The sequence below is a fragment of the Natronosalvus vescus genome (assembly GCF_023973145.1).
Lineage (GTDB): Archaea > Halobacteriota > Halobacteria > Halobacteriales > Natrialbaceae > Natronosalvus > Natronosalvus vescus.
Window position 1 is genome coordinate 757,630 of the sequence record NZ_CP099546.1, and the last position, 21,795, is coordinate 779,424.

At 61.9% G+C, this 21,795-nt stretch carries 16 protein-coding genes; 7 read left to right on the plus strand and 9 right to left on the minus strand.

The genetic code is table 11. From position 1 onward, the window contains the following. Positions 1–104: 104 nt before the first annotated feature. On the minus strand, positions 105–497 hold the full coding sequence (locus tag NGM68_RS03520; protein WP_252700266.1) for a DUF7473 family protein: 393 nt from the start codon (positions 495–497) through the stop codon (positions 105–107). A gap of 128 nt (positions 498–625) precedes the next feature. Then, positions 626–1,186: a TATA-box-binding protein gene (locus tag NGM68_RS03525; protein WP_252700267.1), complete on the minus strand. Its 561-nt coding sequence runs from the start codon at positions 1,184–1,186 to the stop codon at positions 626–628. Between the two features lie 254 nt (positions 1,187–1,440). On the opposite strand from NGM68_RS03525, the gene NGM68_RS03530 reads away from it, so the two are divergent. The 3 genes from NGM68_RS03530 to NGM68_RS03540 all read left to right on the plus strand — a co-directional run bounded on the left by NGM68_RS03530 (position 1,441) and on the right by NGM68_RS03540 (position 3,643). After that, complete coding sequence (locus NGM68_RS03530; protein ID WP_252700268.1) at positions 1,441–2,049, plus strand: class I SAM-dependent methyltransferase; 609 nt, start codon at positions 1,441–1,443, stop codon at positions 2,047–2,049. Between the two features lie 96 nt (positions 2,050–2,145). Beyond that, positions 2,146–3,255 carry a TIGR01177 family methyltransferase gene (locus NGM68_RS03535; RefSeq protein WP_252700269.1) on the plus strand — a complete coding sequence of 370 codons (1,110 nt, stop codon included), beginning with the start codon at positions 2,146–2,148 and terminating at the stop codon, positions 3,253–3,255. Positions 3,256–3,421: 166 nt separating this feature from the next. Next, positions 3,422–3,643 carry a hypothetical protein gene (locus NGM68_RS03540; protein WP_252700270.1) on the plus strand — a complete coding sequence of 74 codons (222 nt, stop codon included), beginning with the start codon at positions 3,422–3,424 and terminating at the stop codon, positions 3,641–3,643. 24 nt (positions 3,644–3,667) lie between these two features. Here the strand turns inward: NGM68_RS03540 and NGM68_RS03545 are convergent, their stop codons facing one another. Then, on the minus strand, positions 3,668–4,033 hold the full coding sequence (locus NGM68_RS03545) for a hypothetical protein (protein ID WP_252700271.1): 366 nt from the start codon (positions 4,031–4,033) through the stop codon (positions 3,668–3,670). 315 nt (positions 4,034–4,348) lie between these two features. Between NGM68_RS03545 and NGM68_RS03550 the strand changes: the two genes are divergently transcribed. Continuing rightward, positions 4,349–5,524 (plus strand): CHRD domain-containing protein, encoded by a 1,176-nt coding sequence (locus tag NGM68_RS03550; protein ID WP_252700272.1) that lies wholly within the window; start codon positions 4,349–4,351, stop codon positions 5,522–5,524. Positions 5,525–6,017: 493 nt separating this feature from the next. Continuing rightward, the gene (locus NGM68_RS03555; RefSeq protein WP_252700273.1) at positions 6,018–7,127 is read left to right on the plus strand and encodes a glutamate-cysteine ligase family protein; all 1,110 of its coding nucleotides are present in this window, start codon (positions 6,018–6,020) and stop codon (positions 7,125–7,127) included. Positions 7,128–7,178: 51 nt separating this feature from the next. Here NGM68_RS03555 and NGM68_RS03560 read toward each other — a convergent pair whose 3' ends face one another. Beyond that, a complete protein-coding gene (locus NGM68_RS03560) occupies positions 7,179–8,174 on the minus strand; it encodes a succinylglutamate desuccinylase/aspartoacylase family protein (RefSeq protein ID WP_252700274.1) in 996 nt (331 codons plus the stop codon). Positions 8,175–8,330: 156 nt separating this feature from the next. Between NGM68_RS03560 and NGM68_RS03565 the strand changes: the two genes are divergently transcribed. Then, complete coding sequence (locus NGM68_RS03565; protein WP_252700275.1) at positions 8,331–9,530, plus strand: C45 family autoproteolytic acyltransferase/hydrolase; 1,200 nt, start codon at positions 8,331–8,333, stop codon at positions 9,528–9,530. Positions 9,531–9,722: 192 nt separating this feature from the next. Here the strand turns inward: NGM68_RS03565 and NGM68_RS03570 are convergent, their stop codons facing one another. From NGM68_RS03570 to NGM68_RS03590, 5 genes are all read right to left on the minus strand, one after another. After that, positions 9,723–14,879, minus strand: a complete 5,157-nt coding sequence (locus NGM68_RS03570; protein WP_252700276.1) for a S8 family serine peptidase — start codon at positions 14,877–14,879, stop codon at positions 9,723–9,725. Between the two features lie 325 nt (positions 14,880–15,204). Further along, positions 15,205–16,404 carry an NAD(P)/FAD-dependent oxidoreductase gene (locus NGM68_RS03575; RefSeq protein ID WP_252700277.1) on the minus strand — a complete coding sequence of 400 codons (1,200 nt, stop codon included), beginning with the start codon at positions 16,402–16,404 and terminating at the stop codon, positions 15,205–15,207. Positions 16,405–16,526: 122 nt separating this feature from the next. Beyond that, complete coding sequence (locus NGM68_RS03580; protein WP_252700278.1) at positions 16,527–17,036, minus strand: metal-dependent hydrolase; 510 nt, start codon at positions 17,034–17,036, stop codon at positions 16,527–16,529. Continuing rightward, a complete protein-coding gene (locus tag NGM68_RS03585) occupies positions 17,036–17,647 on the minus strand; it encodes a Slp family lipoprotein (RefSeq protein WP_252700279.1) in 612 nt (203 codons plus the stop codon). Before NGM68_RS03585 ends, NGM68_RS03580 begins: the two co-directional genes overlap by 1 nt. Before the next feature lie 1,420 nt (positions 17,648–19,067). Continuing rightward, a complete protein-coding gene (locus NGM68_RS03590) occupies positions 19,068–20,228 on the minus strand; it encodes a tubulin/FtsZ family protein (protein WP_252700280.1) in 1,161 nt (386 codons plus the stop codon). A gap of 248 nt (positions 20,229–20,476) precedes the next feature. On the opposite strand from NGM68_RS03590, the gene NGM68_RS03595 reads away from it, so the two are divergent. Next, complete coding sequence (locus NGM68_RS03595; protein ID WP_252700281.1) at positions 20,477–21,715, plus strand: Gfo/Idh/MocA family protein; 1,239 nt, start codon at positions 20,477–20,479, stop codon at positions 21,713–21,715. The last annotated feature ends 80 nt before the right edge of the window (positions 21,716–21,795 follow it).

Consider the following 21,795-nt stretch of genomic DNA (forward strand, 5'->3'; position numbering starts at 1 on the left):
GATACGTTTGGCGATCAGGTGTGCATTGACTTGCAGTGGCTACTATTGACTCGAGTCGTCCCGCTCACGCCTGCCAGGCGGCGGCTCGAGTCGGTCCGGACAAGCTACCCCGGCGCGGTACCGATGAGGAACCAGAGGTTGAAGATGGTGAAGCCGACGAGCACGGCGACGGTGTAGTAGATCACGGAGACGAGCAGTGTGAGTTTGTAGCCGAGATCGTAGACGATCATGATCGAGGTGTACGCGAGCGCGATCAGAAAGGGGGCGACGACGAGCGGCCCCCACTGCTGGAGGAGAATCGAGGCGAGCGCGAGAATCGGGCCGACGGTGAACGCGTGTTTGAGTCGCACGGTTCCCAGCACGTATCGGGCCGCGATGTGGAGCGTGATGCCGTAAAACGCCGTTGCGAGAAGGAACGTGCCGAGATAGGCGAGGGGGCCCCCTGCCGCTGGCTCGATGCCGCCGCCGGTCACCTGGGCGATCGAAGCGCAGTCCATGGTGGGTGTAGGTGGGCTACCCCTTTGTGTGTGGCGAATAGCGTCGATGCCGATACCGTCGTCGACGTCGAATGCAATGGCTCAGCGTCTCGATCGACGGTGAAAAAACGGTGCCGTGACCCGGTGCCTTACTCGAGCAGGCCGAGATCCTCGAGTCGGGAGACGATCTTGTCGACGGCGTGTTCGGCGTCAGCCGGCTTCTTGCCGCCGGTGATGACGAGCTTACCCGACCCGAACAGCAAGGCGACGACCTCCGGCTCGTCGAGACGGTAGACGAGGCCGGGGAACTGCTCGGGTTCGTACTCGATGTTCTCGAGGCCGAGGCCGATCGCGATGGCGTTGAGGTTGAGGTTCCGTCCGAGGTCGGCACTGGTGACGATGTTCTGGACGACGATTTCCGGATCCTCGTTCACCTGGATCTGGAGTTCGCGCAGTTTGTCGAAGACGATGCGCAGGCTCTCGTGGACGTCGTCGGTACTTTTCGCGCCAGTGCAGACGATCTTCCCCGAGCGGAAGATCAAGGCGGCGGACTTGGGATTCTGGGTGCGGTAGACGAGACCGGGGAACTGTTCGGGGTCGTAGTCGGCCCCCTCGAGGTCCATCGCGACGCTCTGAAGGTCGAGTTCCTGTCCGATGCCGGTCGACGCCACCACGTTTTCGATGTTTATGGTGTCCTTCGGATCCGTCATAAGTCGCTTAAAAAGACGTATTTAAGGTTTATAAAGCTTGGTACTGTGCACTGAAATGTCCGCTTTTTTGGAGGTGTCAGACGGGCGGCTGACGCCCTCTGTGGGATTTTCACGGCCGGTTCGGGGGTGTGATGGCTCTCGGCTCGAGGGCAGTTTGATGGAGCACAGTCTCGAGTGGTGGGTGGTTCGATGGTGTGGGGATGTCCGCTCGAGTTCGGGGGAACAGTGACGGTGTCCTCCCGAGAAGGGGCAGTATGGTCGACTGGGACGAACGATTTCGAACGGGGTCTTATCCGCAGGAACCCGACCCCTCGCCGGTTCTCCGACACTACCTTGCGGACATCCCATCGGGTCGAGCACTCGACGTCGCGACCGGCACGGGGCGCAACGCCGTCTTTCTCGCGGAGGCAGGCTACACCGTCGACGCCATCGATCAGTCGCTCGAGGGACTTCGGATCACGCGCGAGCGGGCGGCCGAACGGGGCGTCGCAAATCGGTTGAATCCCATCCAGGCCGACGTACCAACGTATACGTTTCCGACGGCAGCGTACGATCTGATCACGATCAGCTTCTACCGTGCGGTCGACCGCCTCCCCGACGTCGTGGACGCGCTCGCCGCTGGAGGCTACCTCTTCGTCGAACACCACCTCCGCTCGACGGAGCCGACGCCCTCGGGGCCGAGCACTGACCGATACCGGTTTGCCGCGAACGAACTGTTACACGCGTGTCTCGACCTGACGATCCTGTACTACGACGAGTCGACCGAGGAACGTCCCGAGGACGAACGCCGGGCGAGCGCCCGCTTGCTTGCCCGACGGAGCACCGGAACCAGCCAGTCCTATCCCAGCCGCTGGGATCGGTGACTCGAGTCGGACACTGTCCCAACGACCGTCGTCGGAGGCACCGTTCACACCGAAACGGTAGGCTCATTGTCCGCCCGGCACGTTCACTCGAGTGACGTGTACGTACTCGAGCTCGGCGGCGAGGACGATGCGTTTGCAGCCTGCGAGAGTCGCCACGCCGCCGCCGGCGTCTCTCGAATCGCGCCGGGGCTGGCGGTCGCCGACGTCATCGCCCCCGAACGCGTTCGGGGCCTGGCGTACACCCACGCTGCCAGCCGCCTTCTCGGACGCACCGACGCCTCCCTAGAGAGCGCTCGCATTCTGCTCGAGGCAGCCTCCATCGACCGCGAGGGATCCGTCGCGGTGCGGGCAACCGATGTCCACGGCTCGAGCGGCGTCTCCACGACGCGTGTCGAACGCGAACTCGGGAGCGTGCTGGTCGACCGGGGGTTTTCTGTCGACCTCGAGGAGCCGGATCACGTGCTCCGGGCGGTGTTTTCGGTCGGCGAACTCGAGCCGGACGCCGTCGATGACTGGACCAGCCTGGCAAATGCAGTCGACGGCCACCAGCCTGTGGATGGCGGTGCCGGCGAAAGAGACGGCGAGCGCGTCTCGGTGTGCGCGCTGGGCTGGCTCGAGGCCGAGAGCGTCCGTGATTTCGGCTCGCGCGCCCCCACGGACAAACCGTTCTTCCAGCCGGGGAGCATGGATCCGTTGCTCGCGCGGGCGGTGGCCAACATCGCCGGCGCGCAGCAGGGACGAACGATCCTGGATCCAATGTGTGGCACCGGCGGGGTGCTCGTCGAGGCCGGTCTCGTGGGGGCGGACGTGATCGGCACCGACGCCCAGCGGAAGATGGCCGCCGGTGCACGGACGAACCTCACGCACTTTCTCGATCGAAATGAACCGTCGCCTACGGGCGTCACTCGTGGTTCGTGGCAGGTGGCCCGCGGTGATGGCACGCAACTCCCACTCGTGGACGACGCCGTCGACGCCGTCGTCTTCGACGCCCCGTACGGCCGCCAGTCGAAGATCGAAACCCACGGCCTCGAGGAGTTGGTCGTGGGTGCACTGGCCGAAGCCCGCCGCGTCGCCGACCGGGCGGTCGTCGTCGCCGATCGATCGTGGGCGGATCCGGCTCGGCGGGCGGGGTGGGAACTCGAGGCGGCGTTCGAACGGCGGGTACACCGGTCGCTGACGCGGTACGTGCTGGTGCTGTCGGCGTGAGCCGATGCGAACGATTTCGCCGTTGATTTCGCCGGCGACGGCGTTTTTTGGACGTGGGAAGGCGCGAACTGGGGGAGCGAAGTCGAGTGCTCGTCGGGAGGACTCCGTCACTATGGGAATGATCGCTGACCATTATTATCCTGGAGCGACGAATGTCACTCGCACCATGAACGCCGAGACCCTGCGATCGAAACTCGAAGCGAGCGGCGAACTGCTGGTCAACGTTACTGATTTCGACCAGCCACTCGAGTTGCACCTCCACGACACCGAGATCGGCGAGGACGTCATCACCGTCGAACTGGCCGACGGCGAACTCGAGTTCAGCACCGACGAGGTCGTCGGCGCGTGGAAACACTACCACTCACTCGCGGACTACGGCCTCGAGTAGGGAGGGCTGTCGCGGCACCGCTCGTTATTTTCGAACGCGAGGAACCCACCAGCTAGCGCCGGCGACGATCAGCCCCACGACGAACGCGACACCCCAACTCGCCAGCGCGATCTCCTCCGCACCGTCTTCGATCCCCAGCCCCTGCCAGAGGACGACGGCCGTCAGCCAGTGGGTGACGCCGAAGCGCCAGACGTGGGTGTAAGTAAGCCGCTTGTCCGATCGGGCCACCAGGCCGAGGATCGTTCCCGGCGTCAGCGCCAGCAGGCTCAGCCACCAGCTGAGAAAGAATCCGTCGTGGTAGATGCCGAACAGGGCGCCCATCGGGAGCGCGACGACGATTGCACACCCGAGGACGATGCCGACGGCCTCGAGTCGGTCTGCGGAGGACATGCTCGAGGGTCGGTTCGGGGTCAAAAGAGCCTCACGATCCCAGTTTGATTACAGGCATACTCACCACTGCGGAACGAGTTCTGTGTTGGTGAATCGGGAGTAAGTGAGGCGCGTCTCCTGCGGCGTTCGCGCCCGCTCGCAATCTCGAGAGACTACCGTCAGGATCGACACTGTTCTGGCTCTGTGCCACTGAACAGCGAGCTTAAGCCGCTTTTGAGACAGGGATGGGGGATTGCCGTTGAACGGAGTAAATCACCGAAACTATCAGTTCCTCGCAAGTATCTGCTATATTCTCTCTATTGGTGTGGGGAAGGTATGCCTGAAGAGACAGGACGTAGATCGGCCACAGGACGCGGTATCGACGGTCGTCGCCGCGAGATAATGATTCTCGGTGCGGCCGCGGCACTCGGAACCGGACTCGGCGCAACCGCGGCGACGGCGTCTCTCGACGGCGGGAAAGACGAACACGATGAGGCGACCGGCCTCTTCCTCGCTGCGATCACTGGCGATCAGCAATCCGATCCGGTTGAGACGATCGCGACGGGCGGTGCGGTATTCAGCATGAACGAAGACGGAAGTGAACTCGAGTACGCGCTGCTGGTCAACGCCATCGACGATGCCAACCAGGCGCACATTCACCTCGGCCAGATCGGTGAGGAGGGCCCGGTCGTGGCGTGGCTCTACCCCGGCCCCGATGCGGACGAACCCGAATTACAGGAGGGACGGTTCGACGGTATCCTCGCGACAGGGACGATCACCGAGGATCATCTCACCGGTGACCTCGAGGGACAGTTGCTCGAGGCGCTCGTCGACGAAATCGACGACGAGAACGCGTACGTCAACGTCCACACCGAGGAGTACCCTGCCGGCGAGATCAGGGGCCAAATCGTGCGGGTCGAAGACGTGGCCGCAGCGTTGCTGGACGAAGATAGAATTGGAGACGACGTCGAGAGAGACGATGCGGAGCCAGTCGAAGATGACGAGGAGCCGGATGTGGATGACGAAGCGGACGTGGATGACGACGATGAACTGGAGGAGGACGAGGAGCCGGATGTGGACGGTGAGGAGCCGGACGAGGACGTTGACGATCTGGACGAGGTATTCACATTCCTCGATTGCCACACCGTTCGCATCGTCGGAGACTTCCCCGAGGCAGTTCTCTACGGTATCGAACTCCTCGAGACCGACCAGGGAGAGGTCGTTCCTGGCGCCATGGGATCTTTCCCGATGGGCCCGGTCGACGGCGAACGAACGATCGATATCGAGCAGGAGCTGTTCGAGGGGGTCATTATCTCGGCGGCTGTTGTGTTAGACGGACCGTTCTCGGAAGGTACACCGGTTCACGAGCGGATCCACCCGGAGAGGGATCAGTGCATCGAACAGCTGTTCGAGGATGCCGGTCTCGAGCCGCCGGATCTCACCGAAGTGCCTGAGACGGATGACGATGAGGCCGATAACGAATCTGATACGGACGAGGATACCAATACCTGATCGAGACGGAATTCGATTGATGTTTCGGCAGCGAAGAAAGTCGCCACGATCGAAATTGAGGCTGATACGGGCGCTGAACCTATAGTAACAACTGAAACGGTTCACACACTGATCGCCGATACGGCTGGCGATCAGGTGTGCACTACGTGCAGTGGCTACTATAGTCTTCGTTCCATACCCATCGTGCAACAATCGTTTCGTCCGAGTCGATCTCACTGAAACGCTCGCGCACGTGTTCGACGGCCACAAACGTTCGGTAATGGTGACTGTCAATCGTGGTTCAGTGCTGCGGTTTCGGCCGGCTGCGGGCGTTGAAACAGCCGTTCGCTCGTCGGATCGGAAATCGCCCTAAACACCTTGGAACGCACGTCTTGCCGTTCAGTCCACTGCGGTAGGTACGGTCGATCGATGAACCGGTCGACGCGTGTCGATTTCGGGAGCAATCTCGCGTCGGCGACCTGTCTCGGAACCACCATCTGTCACCCCCACTACCATGCAACTCAGCCTCGAACTCGAATACTGGATCGTCGACGACACGGGTGCCCTCGCACCAGCCGCGCCGGTGCTCGAGCGCATCGACGACCTACACGCCGAGAGCGCCGACGCCATGCTCGAGGTCGTCACCGACCCCTGTGACACCGTGCCCGAACTCCGCGAGGAAGTCACTGCCAGACTCCGGGAGGCGATCGACGTCGCTCGAGCGGAGGGTCGCCACCTCGTCCCCCTCGGAACCCCGCTCAACGCCGAGTCGATCAGCACGAGCGATGGGCCCCGGACGGCGATTCAGCGCCAAATCCTCGGTGAGCCGTTCGACAACGCCACGCGCTGTGCCGGCACGCACCTGCACGTCGACCAGATCGACGGGGCGGAAACCGACCAGTTGAACCTGCTGACCGCGCTAGATCCGGCGTTCGCGCTCGTCGCGAGTTCGCCGTACCACCGCGGGCACAACGTGGCCGCTTGTGCGCGACCACACGTCTACCGGCGAACCTGTTACGGCGACTATCCTCAGCTCGGTCGGCTGTGGCCCTACGTAGAGACACTCGAGGAGTGGGACGAGCGAATCGACACCACGTTCGATCGCTTCCGCCAGGAGGCGCTGGCTCGCGGCGTCGATCCGGCGACGTTCGACGAGCACTTCGCCCCGGAGAACTCGATCTGGGCACCGATTCGACTGCGCGAAACGTACGACACGGTCGAGTGGCGCGCGCCAGACGTGGCGCTGCCTGGACAGGTACTGCAACTCGCCGAAGATGTCCGCGACATCCTGGCTCTCGCCGCGGACAGGCGTGTCGAGATCGGTGATCGTGCCGGTGTCACGGCGTCAACTGTTTCGATCCCGTCGTTCGAGCGATTACAACACTACGTGCGGATGGCCATCAACAACGGGATCGACGCGCCCCCGCTCGAGCGTTATCTGCAGACGATGGGGTTCGACCCCACCGATTACCGCCCGATCTCGGCGGAGTTCGACACTGCCTCGGTGTCACCGGCGCGAGCGCGGTGGCTCCGACTCCGGTACGCCGACCGGCTCGAGCGGGAGGTCGAAGCGCTCGCCGGAACCCAATCGCGGGCGCGTGAGCCGGCGATCCAGCCGATCTGAGCCTCTTCGTCGTGGTTTTCACCGGATCCTAATGGGACACGGACTCGAATCTCAATTGGACTCGGACAGCGGTAACGCGACGTTGGCCAGCGTGTCGCCGGCTCTGACCGTTGCTTCCTGGGTCAACACGTAGAGGACGCCGTCTCGATCGGCAGTGACCCGCTGCTTTTCTTCGAACGTTAGCGGATCGAACACGCTTCCCAGGAACGTCCCCTTCGTCACGCGCTCCCCGACGTGCAGCTCCGGGTCGGGACGGAACAGTCCCGATTCCGTTGCCCTGACGCGACCGAGGTGGTTGCGAGCCAGCGTCGGCGTTCCGTTCGGCTCGGGGTCGGCGCTGAGGATCCCGAGTGATCGAAGCACGTTCAGCAGGCCGCGAACACCCAGTTCGACGGCGTCCTCGAGAATCTGCGTGTGGTTGGCGAGTTCGGGCGTGATACAGGGGATACCGGCCTCGTGGGCCGTCACGCGGAGCTTGCCGTCGAAGTTCCGTTTCACCCACTCTTCTTCGGCATCGTCGTGAGCTGACTCGACGAGCAAGAGGTCGGTGCCGAACGCACGCGCGAGCTCCATCGACGCCTCGTCGCCCTCGGTGACGACGACGTGGGGAAACATCTCGGGACTTCCGGTGTGTAAGTCGATGATGGCGTCGGCCCCACTCGCGGTGTCCCACAGCCGTGCCGCCATCCGCTCGTGAATCGTGCCGTCCTCGTTCCCCGGCCAGACCCGGTTCATGTTCGGGTTGACGTCGTCGAGCGCCGCGGGGCTGGTGTAGGAAACGCGGTCGAACGTGATCGGATTCGCGACCGGGACGACGACGACCCGGCCGCGAAGCTCCGCCTCGAGCAGGTGCTCGTGGAGCCTGCGTACGGTCTCGACGCCGTTTATCTCGCGGCCGTGCTGGGCGGCCTGGACGTATAGCGTGGGGCCGGAATCGCCGCTGTCGGTGTCGGTGTCGCCCTCGTAGGTGTGCAAAACGGTTCGGAGCGCCACCCCGGATGGAAGCGTCGCCAGGGTGACGGACGTGGCGTCGTGGCGAGTGGTCACGGCTAGACACAGGCGACATCCGGTATTCAATGTCCGGGGGTACCACCGTCGCTGTTTGGGGAGGAACCGTTCAGAATCACCCTCGACAGCGCGTCGATCGACACACCAGTCCCTTACAAGCCCACGATACAACCCCTTCCAGCCGAACGTTCGTGCATGGACGATACAGCCGTCGACTCGAGCACCCACATCGAGGAGATCGCCGGCGTCGAGGACTTCGCCGACCAGGCTCGACGCCGCGCCGAGACCGAACGCGAGGCCGTCGAGTGGGCGATCGACGAACTCGAGCGGGTGATCGCCGAACAGGGCGTCGACCTCGAGCCGATGCTCGAGTACGCCCACCGAAGTCGGGAAAGTCTGCCCGACCGTCACAGACGGGCGTACGAGACGATGGCCGAGGTGTTCGACGTCGACCGCGACGTCTACGACGTGTACGCCCTCGCCTACGCGGAACTCTGTGAGGAGTTGGCCGAGGGTACTGGTCGCTCCGAGAAGAACCCGATGGGGTGTACGAACGCGCTCGTCCATCCGTCGACGGTCGCCTCGAGCCAGGCGGTCGACACATACTCCACTACCGGGCCGCTCGTCCTCAAGAACCGGGACATCGCAGGACGGGGCACACGCCCGAAGTCGATCATCGAGCAACCCCCGATCGACGACTACTACGGCTTTCTGGCGGTCGATACGTGTGGCACGATTTCGATCTTCAACGGGGTGAACGACCAGGGACTGGTCGCGGCCAACACCTACATCGATTGCGAGCGAGAGGATGTCGATCCGGAAGCCAACTTGCGAAACGGCACGGTCATCCGAACTCTCCTCGAGGAGTGTGCCTCCGTCGACGAGGCACGCGCACAGCTCGAGTCCTACCCGACGCGTCGGCTGAGCGGCCAGACGCTGTTTCTGGCGGATGCGACCGACGCCGCCTTGCTCGAGGTCGATCCCGTGACCGAGCGAATTACTGCCGACGACGATCCCGTCGTGACCCGCACGAACCACTTCGTGCACTCACCGTCGACCCAGTCCGAGAGTTCGACCGAGCGGCGCACGCGCGCACTCGAATTGCTCGAGTCGATGGATCGATTCGACCGCGACGAACTGTGGTCGCTCGCCCGGGATCACGCGAACGGCCCCGGCGACAGGTCGATCTGTCGCCATCCGGAACCCGAAACGGACGAGCCCCATGCATTTGGGCAGCTGACGACGGCGAGTACGGCGATCTTCGAGGGCGGCTCACCTGTGGTCGAGGTCGGGATGGGGAACCCGTGTACGGCCGAGCGGACACGGTGTGTGTTCGGGGAGGCGATTCCAGCCGATCTCCGAACGGGGCAGCGGTGGCTCGAGCGGCTTCACTGATGCTCGAGGAGATCATCTTCGATCGCTGGTGATCCACACGAGGGTGGCCTCGAGAAGATCAAATCGGCATTTGTCACTGCTCGAGATACTGCCTGCTCGAGACTTTATGGCTACTCCCCATCCTCTACCTGTTTATCCAGAGAACTCCCTCCAGTTGAACGGTAGAAAATGAGGATTCCTTCCTGCTTCTTCTCAGTCGTCAGTTGCAACCGACTGTCGGATCCGTGAGAGTGTCGATTCTCCGTGTTTTTCGGTGTGCGTCTGTGTGACCTGACTTGAGACCGATTCGGTTTCTTCGTCCTCGATGATCGATGCGGTGATCAGGCTCTGTACAACCTGTTCGGCTGCACGATCGGCCGCCTCCGAAACGAGATCAGCGTGTTCGGACGGCCCCGTTGTGACCATCGCGTCGGCACGCATCGAGAGCGCTTCGAGCACCTCGTCGAGATCATCGTCGAGATCAAGCGTTCTGAACTCCTCGAGTGCGAAGGCAGTGACTCGCTCGAGCGCGTCCGATTCATCTCCCGGCACGTCGAGAACATCTTGGAGTGTCTGTTCAAGCTCAGTCGCCGTCGCTGTCGCCTGACCTGGGGAGTCGTGAATCTGGGGATCGAGTCCGAGGCCCGCATAGAGTTCTGTCATCGTTGGGTCGTATGCGGTGAGCCCGGCATCCACCCAGTGGTCTTCGGTCGAATTCACCATGTAGCCGGTGAAGGCAGTCTTCTGCCCTTCGCCGATCTGGTTTCCAGGCGAGTGTAGCGAGTCGTCGACGGACTCGATGAGATCCATATCGAATACGTCCTGTTCATCGCCGTAGGTCGGTGCGGCGACGAAGTTCCACCCTTCTCGAAGGTGTGATTTCCCGGGTTCGGCATCACGATGGCCGGGTGGCGTGCCGTCTGGGCCGACCGGTGGATCGTCTGCTCGCTGGAAGTGCATCTCGGCGCGCACGCCTTCGGCTGGCGTTACCTTGAACGCATAGAGCGTGTCGGCGTACTGTAACTCACCATCGCCGGTAACGGACTGCCACGAACCGGAGTTGTGGTTCCACAGTTCGATCTCGCCGGCGAACTCGCCGTATCCATCGACCCCGAGGACGTCGTAGATCGTTAGATCTGTCGGGCCGGGGAAGCCGATAGCGTACGACCCACCTGGATCGAGGTAGAGATCGGTCGCGATCTCCGTTGGTTCGATACTGTCGACGTCCAGTGTCCCGGGCTCGGTCGCTGTGTCGACGGCATCGAGTTCCTCCGGGGGAACCGTCAGATACGGATCGTACGCGATGTCGCCGTCGGCGATGGTCTCGTCGTAGTCACGCTCACCGAGGTAGTTCTCACGACAGTCGAACGGCCCCTCGGGAGCGTTCCATCCGTCGGAAGGCTCACCGCGGAACGGCAAGTCAGTTTGTGAGAGGTCGTTGTACCGAGCCAGGATACCATCGGCATCGAGCCCGAAGGATCCTGGCCCAAGGTCGAGGCCAGTGTCTGCCTCGATGTCGTTTAGCGTGAGCGTAGCCGTGTCGCCAAACTGGCGGAACCCGATGGCGGCGTTTTCGATGCTATTGCCTTCAATGAGCGCCATCGCCGGCTCGAGTCCAAATCCGAACTCTGCGACGCGAATCCCGGTGTGGGCGTCGACGATCTGGTTAGCTTCGATTTCGACATCGACTCCGTCGACGTAGATGCCGTTGTTCCGATCGTCGGAGAAGGGTGCCTCATTGGGGCCGATGATCGTGTTGTTGGCGATGTGGCAGTCTGCTCCCCCATCGAATGGGCCAAAGAGAGCCACACCCGCGCGGTCGCTGTCTTCGTGCTCGAGGTAACACCCCTCGACGGTAACGCGAGTCGCACCACTGACGATGACGCCGCCCTGGAACGAATAATCGGGGCTGTCCGTCACCGTGATGTTCCGGATGGTCGCCCCATCGACGGTGCCAGTGAAGCCGGAGTCGGTGCCGACGCCGATGACCGTCTCGAACGCGGTTACGTCCTCGACGGTGACGTCTGTCGTTTCGCGGAGTTGGACGCCGAACGTCCCGGACGCCGTGACGTTCCTGATGGTCACGTTGTGGGTGCCATCACCGGCGAGTACCCCGGTTCCGATGGCGTTTTTCTCGTCGACCTCGCCATCGACGACGTTCGCTTCGACGTTCTCGAGCGTGACGTCGTCGGCACCGACGTGAATAATGCGTGGGCCTGGCAGATCGCGTTCGTGGATGATCGATGGGGTTGCGCCGTCGACGCCACGAAGCGTGATCCCGGGTGTCTCAATGTACAGTCCCGTCTGGAACCCACGATCTGGGGCATCGCACTCGTACACACCGTCGGCGACTTCGACGGTATCGCCCTCACGGACGAAGTCGACTGCCGCTTGCAGGTCATCGATCTGTTCGGGGACGCGTAGCGGCGACTCGTAGACCGTCGTCGGTCGGAACGTCGCTCCGGTCTCGATTTCCTGTCCGCGCTCACCGAGGGTCACGAATCGGGTAGTGAGTGCGAACTCGCCGATCCGGTCTGCGGTTTGTACGGTGATACCGACCGTTCCATCGTACTCGTCGTATGAGACCGGTTTATCGAACGCGACGTCTTCTCCATCGATCGAGAGTGTGAGGTCATCCTCGCTAAGGAACTGTAATCCGGTGACACCCACTTCCAGTTCGACGAGTGCGTCGACGTCCACCTCGAGGGTGACTGACTCGCCAGGGGCGACTCGTTCGTCTGTCGGGGACACGACGTCGATCGGCGGCGTCGTCGCGGCATGGGTCACCAGGTTCCCGAGCAACGTTTTCCCTGCCGGCGTGATCGCATCCCGATCAACGAACATTCCAAGCCCGAGCGAGGAGGCGTGGACGACCCGCGAGAGGTCGTCTATTGCGAGGCCACTACCGGTCTCGGTGAACCCAACCGAAGTCGTCGCAACCCTTGAGCCAGCGATGTCACCGCGATACCCTTCGAAGTGGGTGTGGAACCCGCTGAAGTAGAGGCCCATCCCGGCCGAAACCACGTCGGGTTCGCTGATCGTGACGCTCTCACCCTCGCCTGCGACCTCCAATGCAGGGTGATCGGCCGTTATCTCGTAGTCGATCGGATACGCGACCGGCATCGCCGATTCGACAGCCACATCGAACGTGTCTCGCGGGTCGCCCGTCACCGTCGAGACCTGTGAGACTGCATCACTCGCGTCGCCGAATTGATCCAGGTAGACCGCCCCGATATCGGGGGCAGACGCCACGTCGACGAACTCCTCGATGAGGGCTGTCTCGTCGCCCAGGTTCTGGACGACGTACCCCTCGTGATCTCGAGCGATAGCTGCGTCAAGTGCCTCGTCCGGTTCGAGGTGGTCGAACTGGTATCGTGGATGCATCTCCTCGGCGAGAATCACCTCGATATCGGCCGCATACCCGCTTCCAGTATCGACGATACCGATTGGAACCGGCTCGTCGTACACGAACGTCAGCCCCGTCGACACGGTGATGGTGTCGCCAATCCCCTCGAACGTGTGCTCGAGTTCGAGGTTACCGACGCCATCGGATTCGGTTCCAACGGTGATCGTCACCGCATCGGAGCGCGTTTCGTCGAAGGTGACGGGCTCGCCGAAGGCTGCTGGCTCGCCGTCGACCTCGAGCCAGGCGTCACCTGCGTAGTCACCGACCTGGTTGACGGTGACGGCGTCAACGTGGGCAACGTTCGCAGTCACATCGAAGGACTCCCCCGCCTCGAGGCCGTCAGGTTGCCCATCGATGATCGCAATTGCGAGGCTATCTCCGAGCGTGAAATCGACCGTCGTGAAGCCGTCATCGACGTCGACGGTCACGGTATCGGGTGTGTAGCCAAAGGCATCCGCTGTCAGCTCATACGTTCCAGCAACCGTCCGAACCTGGAATTCCCCGTGAGAATCCGTCTCCACTGGGAAGCCATCCAGGGTGACGGTGGCATCCGCGATGGGGGAGCCGTCCGAATCAGTGACCGTCCCGATGACACCGCTGTTTGCTGCGACGCGCCCGACGGCGGCGAACGCATCGACGATGCCACGTCCGTATCGCGAATCGGGGTCGTCGGATTCGCCGTCGGGTTTCCAGGCCGTCGCGGCGAGGGCTCGTTTCACCTGCTCAGTGGTGGCCTCTTCGATAGCGGCGGCTCTGATGAGACCGACAACACCGGCCACGTGTGGGGAGGCCATCGACGTCCCGGAGATTGCGTGATACGGGCCATCCGAATGGTCGACTGGAAACGCGCTGGTGACGTCCACACCCGGTGCGGAGACGTTCGGGACGACGTAGGTCTCGGGCCACTCCTCGGGGGCCAGCGATCCCCAGGCGCTTTCGGTCGAGATCGTTTCACCACTCGAGAAGTCAGCGATTTCTTCGTCCTCGTTTGAAGCGCCGATGGCGAACGAGTCGTAGACGTTGGCCGGTGATCCCGACGTGTTCGGGCCGCTGTTGCCCGATGACGACACGACGACCGTGTCCGCCTGGTCTGCGTTTCGAACCGGCTCGATCATCTCACCGACGTAGCCGGTGACGCCGAGACTCATGTTGATCGCGTCGGCGTCTTCTTCGACTGCCCACTCCATCCCGCCGATGATCTGGGCGAACGTCCCGCCCCCATCTGGGAGGACGAGTGCGCCTAACAACGTCGCCCCGGGGGCAACGCCGATCGCTGTGCCGGAGTCATCGCCACCGACCACGGTTCCGCTCACGTGGGTACCGTGATAGTGAGAATCGTAGGGGTCGGCTTCGACCTCCTCGCCATCGCTATCGAACTCGGCGAAGTGATCGGGATCGAGGTCGATATCCGGGTGGTCGGGATCGACGCCGGTGTCAAGAACCGCGATCCGGGCTCCCTCGCCGCGCGAGTCGTACGCATCCCATGCTTCGGGCGCGTCGATCTGGTCGAGACCGTAGGTAACGTCGGTCGTGTCGGTGCTTGTTGGCCCACTCTCTGGATCAGGAATCTCGTAGTGGAAGTTCGGGTGGACATCCGAGACGCCGTCCTGTGCAGTGAGCTGGTCGAGACTGACGGCGTTCGTATCAACCTCGAGGAGGAGGGCGTTCGCGAGCCAAAACTGTTTTTTCACCGTGAGGCCCGCGGTCTCATCGACGTACTCGACGATCGGCTCCTGGCTCTGGTGGGCCGTTGCTTTGAGTTCGTCAACGACGGAGTCTGCGGACGTGAGCAAGGGCACGTCGACGGCATTGGCACGGACGATAACCTCCGTTGTCGCATCGGCGCTCACGCTCGAGGTCGATAACAGCGAGAACATGCCGGCGCCGGCCGTTCCCTGGAGGATGCGTCGTCTCGATACGAGCGTTGCGGCCTCGTTTCTGGGGTCGCAATCTGGGGCCGTCATTTTCTATCGACTGGTTCGAGAACCATAGGGTACCAGCGAGACTCAGAAATGATAAAAATACACACTGTCTGCAATTTCTGAACGCAAGCAAAAATAATATGTGCTCTGGTGATGTATTTAGGAGGTTAGTTGTGGATAAAGTGGTAGAAATACAACACTTTCGGGCCGGACACGGGTTGTGGTATCGGTACGCCCGGTAGACCGGGGCTTGGATAGTGGTTCTGTAGGATGCGTCGGTTGTCGAGTCAGTGACGGTTCGATCCGGTGCGTTCCCGATATCCGACCGCTATGCTCGTTGGTCACCGACTTCTACCGCCCTCCCTCACTAGATATTGTCCAGTGGCGCTCCATTTCCCTCGGGGTGTTCCTCGAAGCGCTCGAGCGCGAAGTACTCGAGATCGACCAGGTCGGTGTCGCCCTCGAGGACGAGGTCGGCCGTGATCTTGCCGACGGCGGGACCGTGCTTGAAGCCGTGTCCGGAGAAGCCACAGCAGAGGTAACAGCCCGCCGGGCCGGCCTGGTCGATGACGAAGTCGTGATCCGGCGTCACCGAATAGATCCCACAGTACTGCCCTTTGATGCCGGCATCCCGCAGGTCGGGGACGTGCTCGCCGAGTTCGTCGACGAGCTCGAGGATGGTCTCCTCGTCGGGTGTGTTGTCGTAGTCGTCGGGATCCGCCTGGTCGGTGTACCGATGCGTGGCGACCAGAATGCCGTCACCGAAATCGGAGCGGATATACCACTCACCACCGGGAAAACTCGTCGTCGGCGTCGGGGAGGGATAGGCGTCGGTGTAATAGGCCGGCGGATCGAGCAACACGACCTGCTCGCGAACGGTCTCGATCGGCACCTCGATCCCCACGGTTTCGGCGAGTTTCGGCGTCCACGGGCCGGCGGCGACGATTACCGTCTCACAATCGATCGTGCCCTGGTCGGTTTCCACGCCAGTGATCTGGCCGTCGTCGGCCTCGAGCGACTGGACTTCGACGCCGGTGATAATCCGAGCGCCGTTCTCGCGGGCTCCGCGAGCGAACCCGAGGGCGGCGTCGGTGCCATCGGAGAAAGCCGCCGCGTCGTCGCTCACCGCGAGGTCGTATCGGTCGGCCACCTCGAACATCGGATACTGCGACGCGATGTCCCCACCGGTGTACTCAGAGACCGGGATCTCCCGGTCGTGAAGGGCCTCGTAGCCGGCTCGAGCGTACGCGCCGCTGTCGCCTGCGGCGTCGGCAAACCGAACAAGCGGCGCGTTCTGGTAGGAGAGACCGGCGTCGAGTTCCTCGGAAAAGCGCTCGTAGAACTGGTGGCTCCACCAGGCCATCTCGGTGTAGATGGTCTCCTCGCCGTAGTGATGGCGAAGGATGGCCGAGGAGTCGCCGGTCGACCCCGAGGCGAGCTGGGACTTCTCGAGGAGCGTGACCGAGCGATCGGTCATCGTCGTGAGGAAGTAGGCGATACTGGTACCCATGACGCCCCCGCCGATGACGAGGATGTCCGAGCGTGCAGGAATGGCGTCGTTTGACATGGTTTGGTGTCACTCGTGTCTCGAGCGATCTCGTCTCGTGCTTCGGTGGTACGACCTGATATGGTTTCCCCCAGTTTCCCAAACGGACTAAGAGAAAACCCTGGGATTTGCCTCGAGGCGATTCACAGTTCGTTCGAGGCTTCCACATCGGTGAGATACCGTCGACTAACCCAGAGAACAACGGCAATGGTACCGGCGACCAGGGCGGGCCACTGGTCGCTACTCAGGTAGAGGCCACCCGAGGGCGGACGGTAGCTCGAGAGGGGCCAGAAGACGGCGTAGGTTTCACCCGTCGCGGTCAGGAGGGCGATGTCGAGGACGTGGTGGGTGGCAACTCCGATCGCCAGCAAAACGATAGCCCGTTTTCGGTACTCGGGAGCGAGCAAAAGCGAAATGAGGAGGGTCACGAGGACGGTACCGACGAGGGTGTGCAGCGGCGACCACGAGAACGGAACGCCGAGGTGGTGGGCGACGAGTCGGTCAGGGACGAACAACTCGATTTTCACGAAATCGGGGGCTAGCGCGCCGAGCATCACCAGGGTCACGTGTTCTCCCCGCAACCACTCGTACCGAAAGCTGAGGCTGACGCCGACGATGTATCCCACTAGCACGTGGGTGAGGACGTCGGCCATTAGCGGCCACCTCGTTTTATGTTCGGGGTGGGCTGGGTGTTCCGGTCGACTTCGTTTTCCCCGTCGAGTTGAGATCGCGCTTTTGCATCTTCGTTGCCTCGAGATCCTGCTTTTGAGCGAGGGACGAACGCGAGCGCCTTCCGGTCGAACCGCCAGCCGTTGAGAAACCGGCCAGCGACCAAGAGCCCGCCGAGGATGGAGACGAGAAACATGTACCCCCGGTCGTCCGGATTCTGGGTTAACCCGTGTTCGACGACGAGTGCCTCTTCGTCTGTGAGCGTCCCGAAGACGGTGACATGATCGCCGGTCTCGAGTGCCCCATCGACGTTTTGCACCTGGTCGTTCGCATCGACGAGCAGGAATCGGCCGTAGCCGCTGGCGCGTGTCGCGATCACGACTGGATCGGTATCGACGATCTGACCGCCGAGAACGACCTGCTCACCGACGTAGGTCTCTGGTGTCGGTGTAACCTCGACGTCGGTGGGGTACTGATGCTCGAGCGGATCGTCGGTGGTCGTCCCGGCCCAGACCATCATGCCGGCCAACAGGCAACACAGGAGTATTCCGGCGAACAGGCGTCCACGCTGCCCAAACAGTTCGCTCGCAGCCATCTCTCGGAGGCTGGACGTGGCGGGGTAAAGTGTTTCTGTATCGGCGGTTGTTCGCGGAGACTCGTTCGTTCTCGAGTCCTGCTACGCTACTCTCTATTGATCGACTCGTGGGACATGACGTACTAACCTGCATCTTCGCCATCAACGAAACTTCCACGATTCAGTTCTGAGAGTTCATAATTGGAAATACCTCTCGTCCGTTCACGAGAGGATGTCTGGTGAAAGTTAAGGGAGTCACATGCCGTTGATAATCAGTGTGAACACCCGCAAAGAGGATGTTGTGTGTATCTCATCGAGTCAACTAGAAACGAGGGCACCCCCTCGAGTGTGGTCGGATGTAATCGCGTATATCTTGGAACTCAGAGATGAGTGAGTCGTCTGCCTCGAGGTAGTCGGGCTCGCAGGATGAACAGTGAGATGTTCGAGAACTGCTTTCACGTAATTCGCTACTCGTTCGAAGGGGACACTGTGGTCCAACGTCGCCAGTGACGGGCCGTAGAGAGAACGAAAGCAAACACGAAGACGAGAGCACACCATCACCCGCGTTGAGTCCGAAGAGGACAAACATATCAAACGCTAGTGTGCTGACATTCCCTAGGCGATGCACTGTTGGCATCTGATTCTTTAGTGGCGCGATGACGGCCTTTCATCCGCATCTCACGTTATTCACATAGATAGGAACTCGATTTGTATTGTGATGATCTGCACTCGATATTCGAATCCGACTTTTCTCGAGTCTTCTTTAAATAGGCTGAAAATTCGAAACCGATAGACCGTAACCGATTATGAAAATTTTAGCCGGGGTCGATTCAATCTAGGTCGGCGCTCGAGGCGAAAACGCATATCCGGGTTACAAGACGTGAGGCGGTTGAATTCTGAACCCACGATTTCACCTATTCGGAAATCACCTCCAGTGCCGATAGGTGCTCCCATCATACCCCCAAAGCGATAGACGGAAACCGATTATGAACGTTCAAGGAAGAGTAGATCGCCCATCCATTGGTCAGAGTGAGAAGGGAAAATCGTCTCAGATTGGAGAATTGCCTGCTCTCGAGAGTCGTCTTTCTTTGACTCATCTGGTCACTTTTTGAAGTTCCACTAATCTACAAGGGTATTTGCGGATAGTAAGCCGACTATGAATGACAGACAATACACTAGAAGTAGAGCAGATCGTCTCTTCTCACTCTACGATCCTCCTAACTGACTATGAACGACCAAGCACAGGTGATGATTCAGGAAGCGGCCGAGGTGGGTAAACGAAGTCAAAAGTGTGTACGACGAAATCGCTGGAGATGAGACCGCTGTTCGTGTATCGAGAATGGATTGTCTCTCACGGAGTGGTGAACAGGGGGTGACATGCGCGAGCCGACGTGACACGAGACATGGCTACGGTCGAATGCGAGAGTCGACGCCGTCCAGTTCAAAACAACGCGTTCAGTTCTCCGCCGGTATCGAGCAGCGAGTCGAACTGTTCGTCGCTCTGTAGTTCTACCTCTGCAGTCGTCTCCTGGGCCTCGATGGCAATCTCCTGCAGTTGATCGATCCGATCGACGGTCGTGACGCCCGAGAGGAGGACAATCGCGCCGGCCTCCTGGGCTCCGGAGATCGGATAATCGCCACCGCGGATCTCCATGCTCCCGGTTTCTTCCTCGAGCCACGTTCGCCCGCGCTCGATCCCCTTTCGGCTCAGGGCCTCGGATGGCCCCGTGGCCACGACGAGTCCGCGGTCGGCACTCGAGACGTCACAGGGGAGGGTAAGACGCCCGAGCGTGGCTTTGCGGACGAGGCTCGTTAGCCGATTCGTCGAGGCGAGTTCGGTACTCGCTTCGTTGCCGGTCACGCGGGAGAGTAGCCCACCCCCGGAGACGTCGACCGGTTCGGTCGCGTACCCCACGGTGGCGACCCCGTCCGAGAGCGTGTTGATGATCTCGGAGGCGTCGACGACGCTCTCGGCGACCTGATCGCCCGCGCTGACTTCGCCGGCGGCGAACAGCCGTCCGAACCGTTCTGCGAGTTCCCGGTTGGTTCGATCGAAACCGCCGCCGACGGATTCGCCGGTCTGTCGCCAGGCGTCGTTGTCGAAGACGAGCAGTGAGTCGACCTCACGCGTGAACGTCCGGAACGATCGGGCGGCGTTGAGCGTGTAGATGCCGCCTTCGTCCTGTCCGGGTAGCACGCCGAGCCCGTAAACGGGTTCGGTGTAGATGCGTTTGAGGTGTTTCGCCAGTACGGGAGCGCCGCCAGAGCCGGTGCCACCGCCCAGACCCGCGACGATCAGGAACGCGTCGAGGTCGTGGACGGGCACGCGGTCGACCGCGTTCTGGATCTCGTCGAGATCCATCTCCGTGATCTGGGCACCCAGGTCGTTGTCGGCGCCCACGCCGTGCCCCTTCACGCGTGACTGGCCGATGAGGACGCGATCCTCCTCGGCGACGTGCTCGAGGCCATGTAGATCGGCCGTCGCGGAGTTGACGGCGATGGCAGCTTCGACGAAGCTCCGGTCGATTGTTTCCTCGAACGCGCAGAAGGCGTCGACGATCTTTCCACCAGCCTGTCCGAACCCGATGAGTGCGAGTTTCATGGTGATTACCGTTCGTGACTCCGCAGTAGTCCCGCCGTACACGCCGTCGCTCGACCGATACGAATCGTCTGTCTCGAGTGGGAACTCGAGCGGAAGCCGTCCGAGTCGACCCCTACCAGACCTATTGTTATGGCTGAATTACTCGAAGTAACGACTGTCTACCCAACGTGAACGTCACTGAGTCTCGACCCATCTACCTGTGTGAACGACCCACATAGCTTAGGTCAACGAAATAGAACGTGCGTGCGATGACTGACACACTCGGAATCGGCTTCATCGGCGCTGGCTTCATTACGAAGACGTTCCACGCGGAGACCCTGCGAAGCATCAGAAATGCTCACGCAGCGGGCGTGATGAACCCGACCGAACGCAAAGCGCAGGCGGTCGCCGACGACTTGCGTTCGGCGGGATGTGGCGATCCGAACGTCTACGGCGACGTTCGCGACCTCGTGCAGGATCCCGACGTCGACGCCGTCTGGGTGACGAGCCCGAACTATACACGCGTCCCAACGGTCGAGGCGATCACCGAGGAAGTCACCCAGGGTGGTGCCGACCTCGAGGGAATCGCCATCGAGAAGCCCCTCGCACGCACCCTCGAGGAGGCCCGACGGGTCGTCGACCTCATCGAGCAGACGTCGCTGAATCATGCCTACCTCGAGAATCAGGTGTACATGCCGGGGGTCGAACGCATGAAGGAACTGCTGTGGGCCGGCGCTGGCGACAGACCCTACCTCGCGCGGTCTGCCGAGGAACACAGCGGCCCCCACTCGAGCTGGTTCTGGGACGGTGAGAAACAGGGCGGCGGCGTGTTGAGCGACATGATGTGTCACTCCCACAAGGTGAACCATCACCTGCTTGCCGATCCTGACGACCCCGACGGGTTGACGCCGATCGCCGTCTCCGGGGACATTTCGACGCTGAAGTGGGGGCGGGACGCCTACGCCGACGAACTGGCCGAGGAGTACGACGTCGATTACCGCACCAGTCCGGCCGAGGACTACGCCCGCGCCTCCGTGTTCTACGAGACGGCTGACGGCGACCTCGTCGTCGGCGAGGCGACAAACTCCTGGTGTTTCGTCGGCGAGGGGCTGCGGATCACCGTCGAACTGCTCGGCCCGGAGTACTCGGGTAGCCTCAACACGCTCGAGTCCGGGACGAACGTGTTCTTCTCGAGCGACGCCGGCGACGAGACGGGCTACGTCGTCGAGAAACAGGAGGCGGGCGAGGGCAGCCTAACGGTCGTCCCCGACGAGGCGACGACCTACGGTTACGTCGCCCAGAATCGCCACGTCGTCGACGCCTTCCGCCGCGGCGAGGACGCCCGCGAGGATCTGTACGACGGCCTCGAGGTCGTTAAACTGTGTATGGCCTCTTACAGGGCAGCCGAGGAGGGGCAACGGATCGATCTCGAGACGACCGATCTCGAGTCGTACGTCCCCGAACCCGCACGTGGCGAGTTCGACGTTGGGATCGAGGGCCTCGAGTAGTGATTTTCGTCCTCCGTCGCCACCACTGCACCCCATCGAGGTTCGGTGGCTCGAGTGGGCTGGTTGTCGAACGAGTGAGT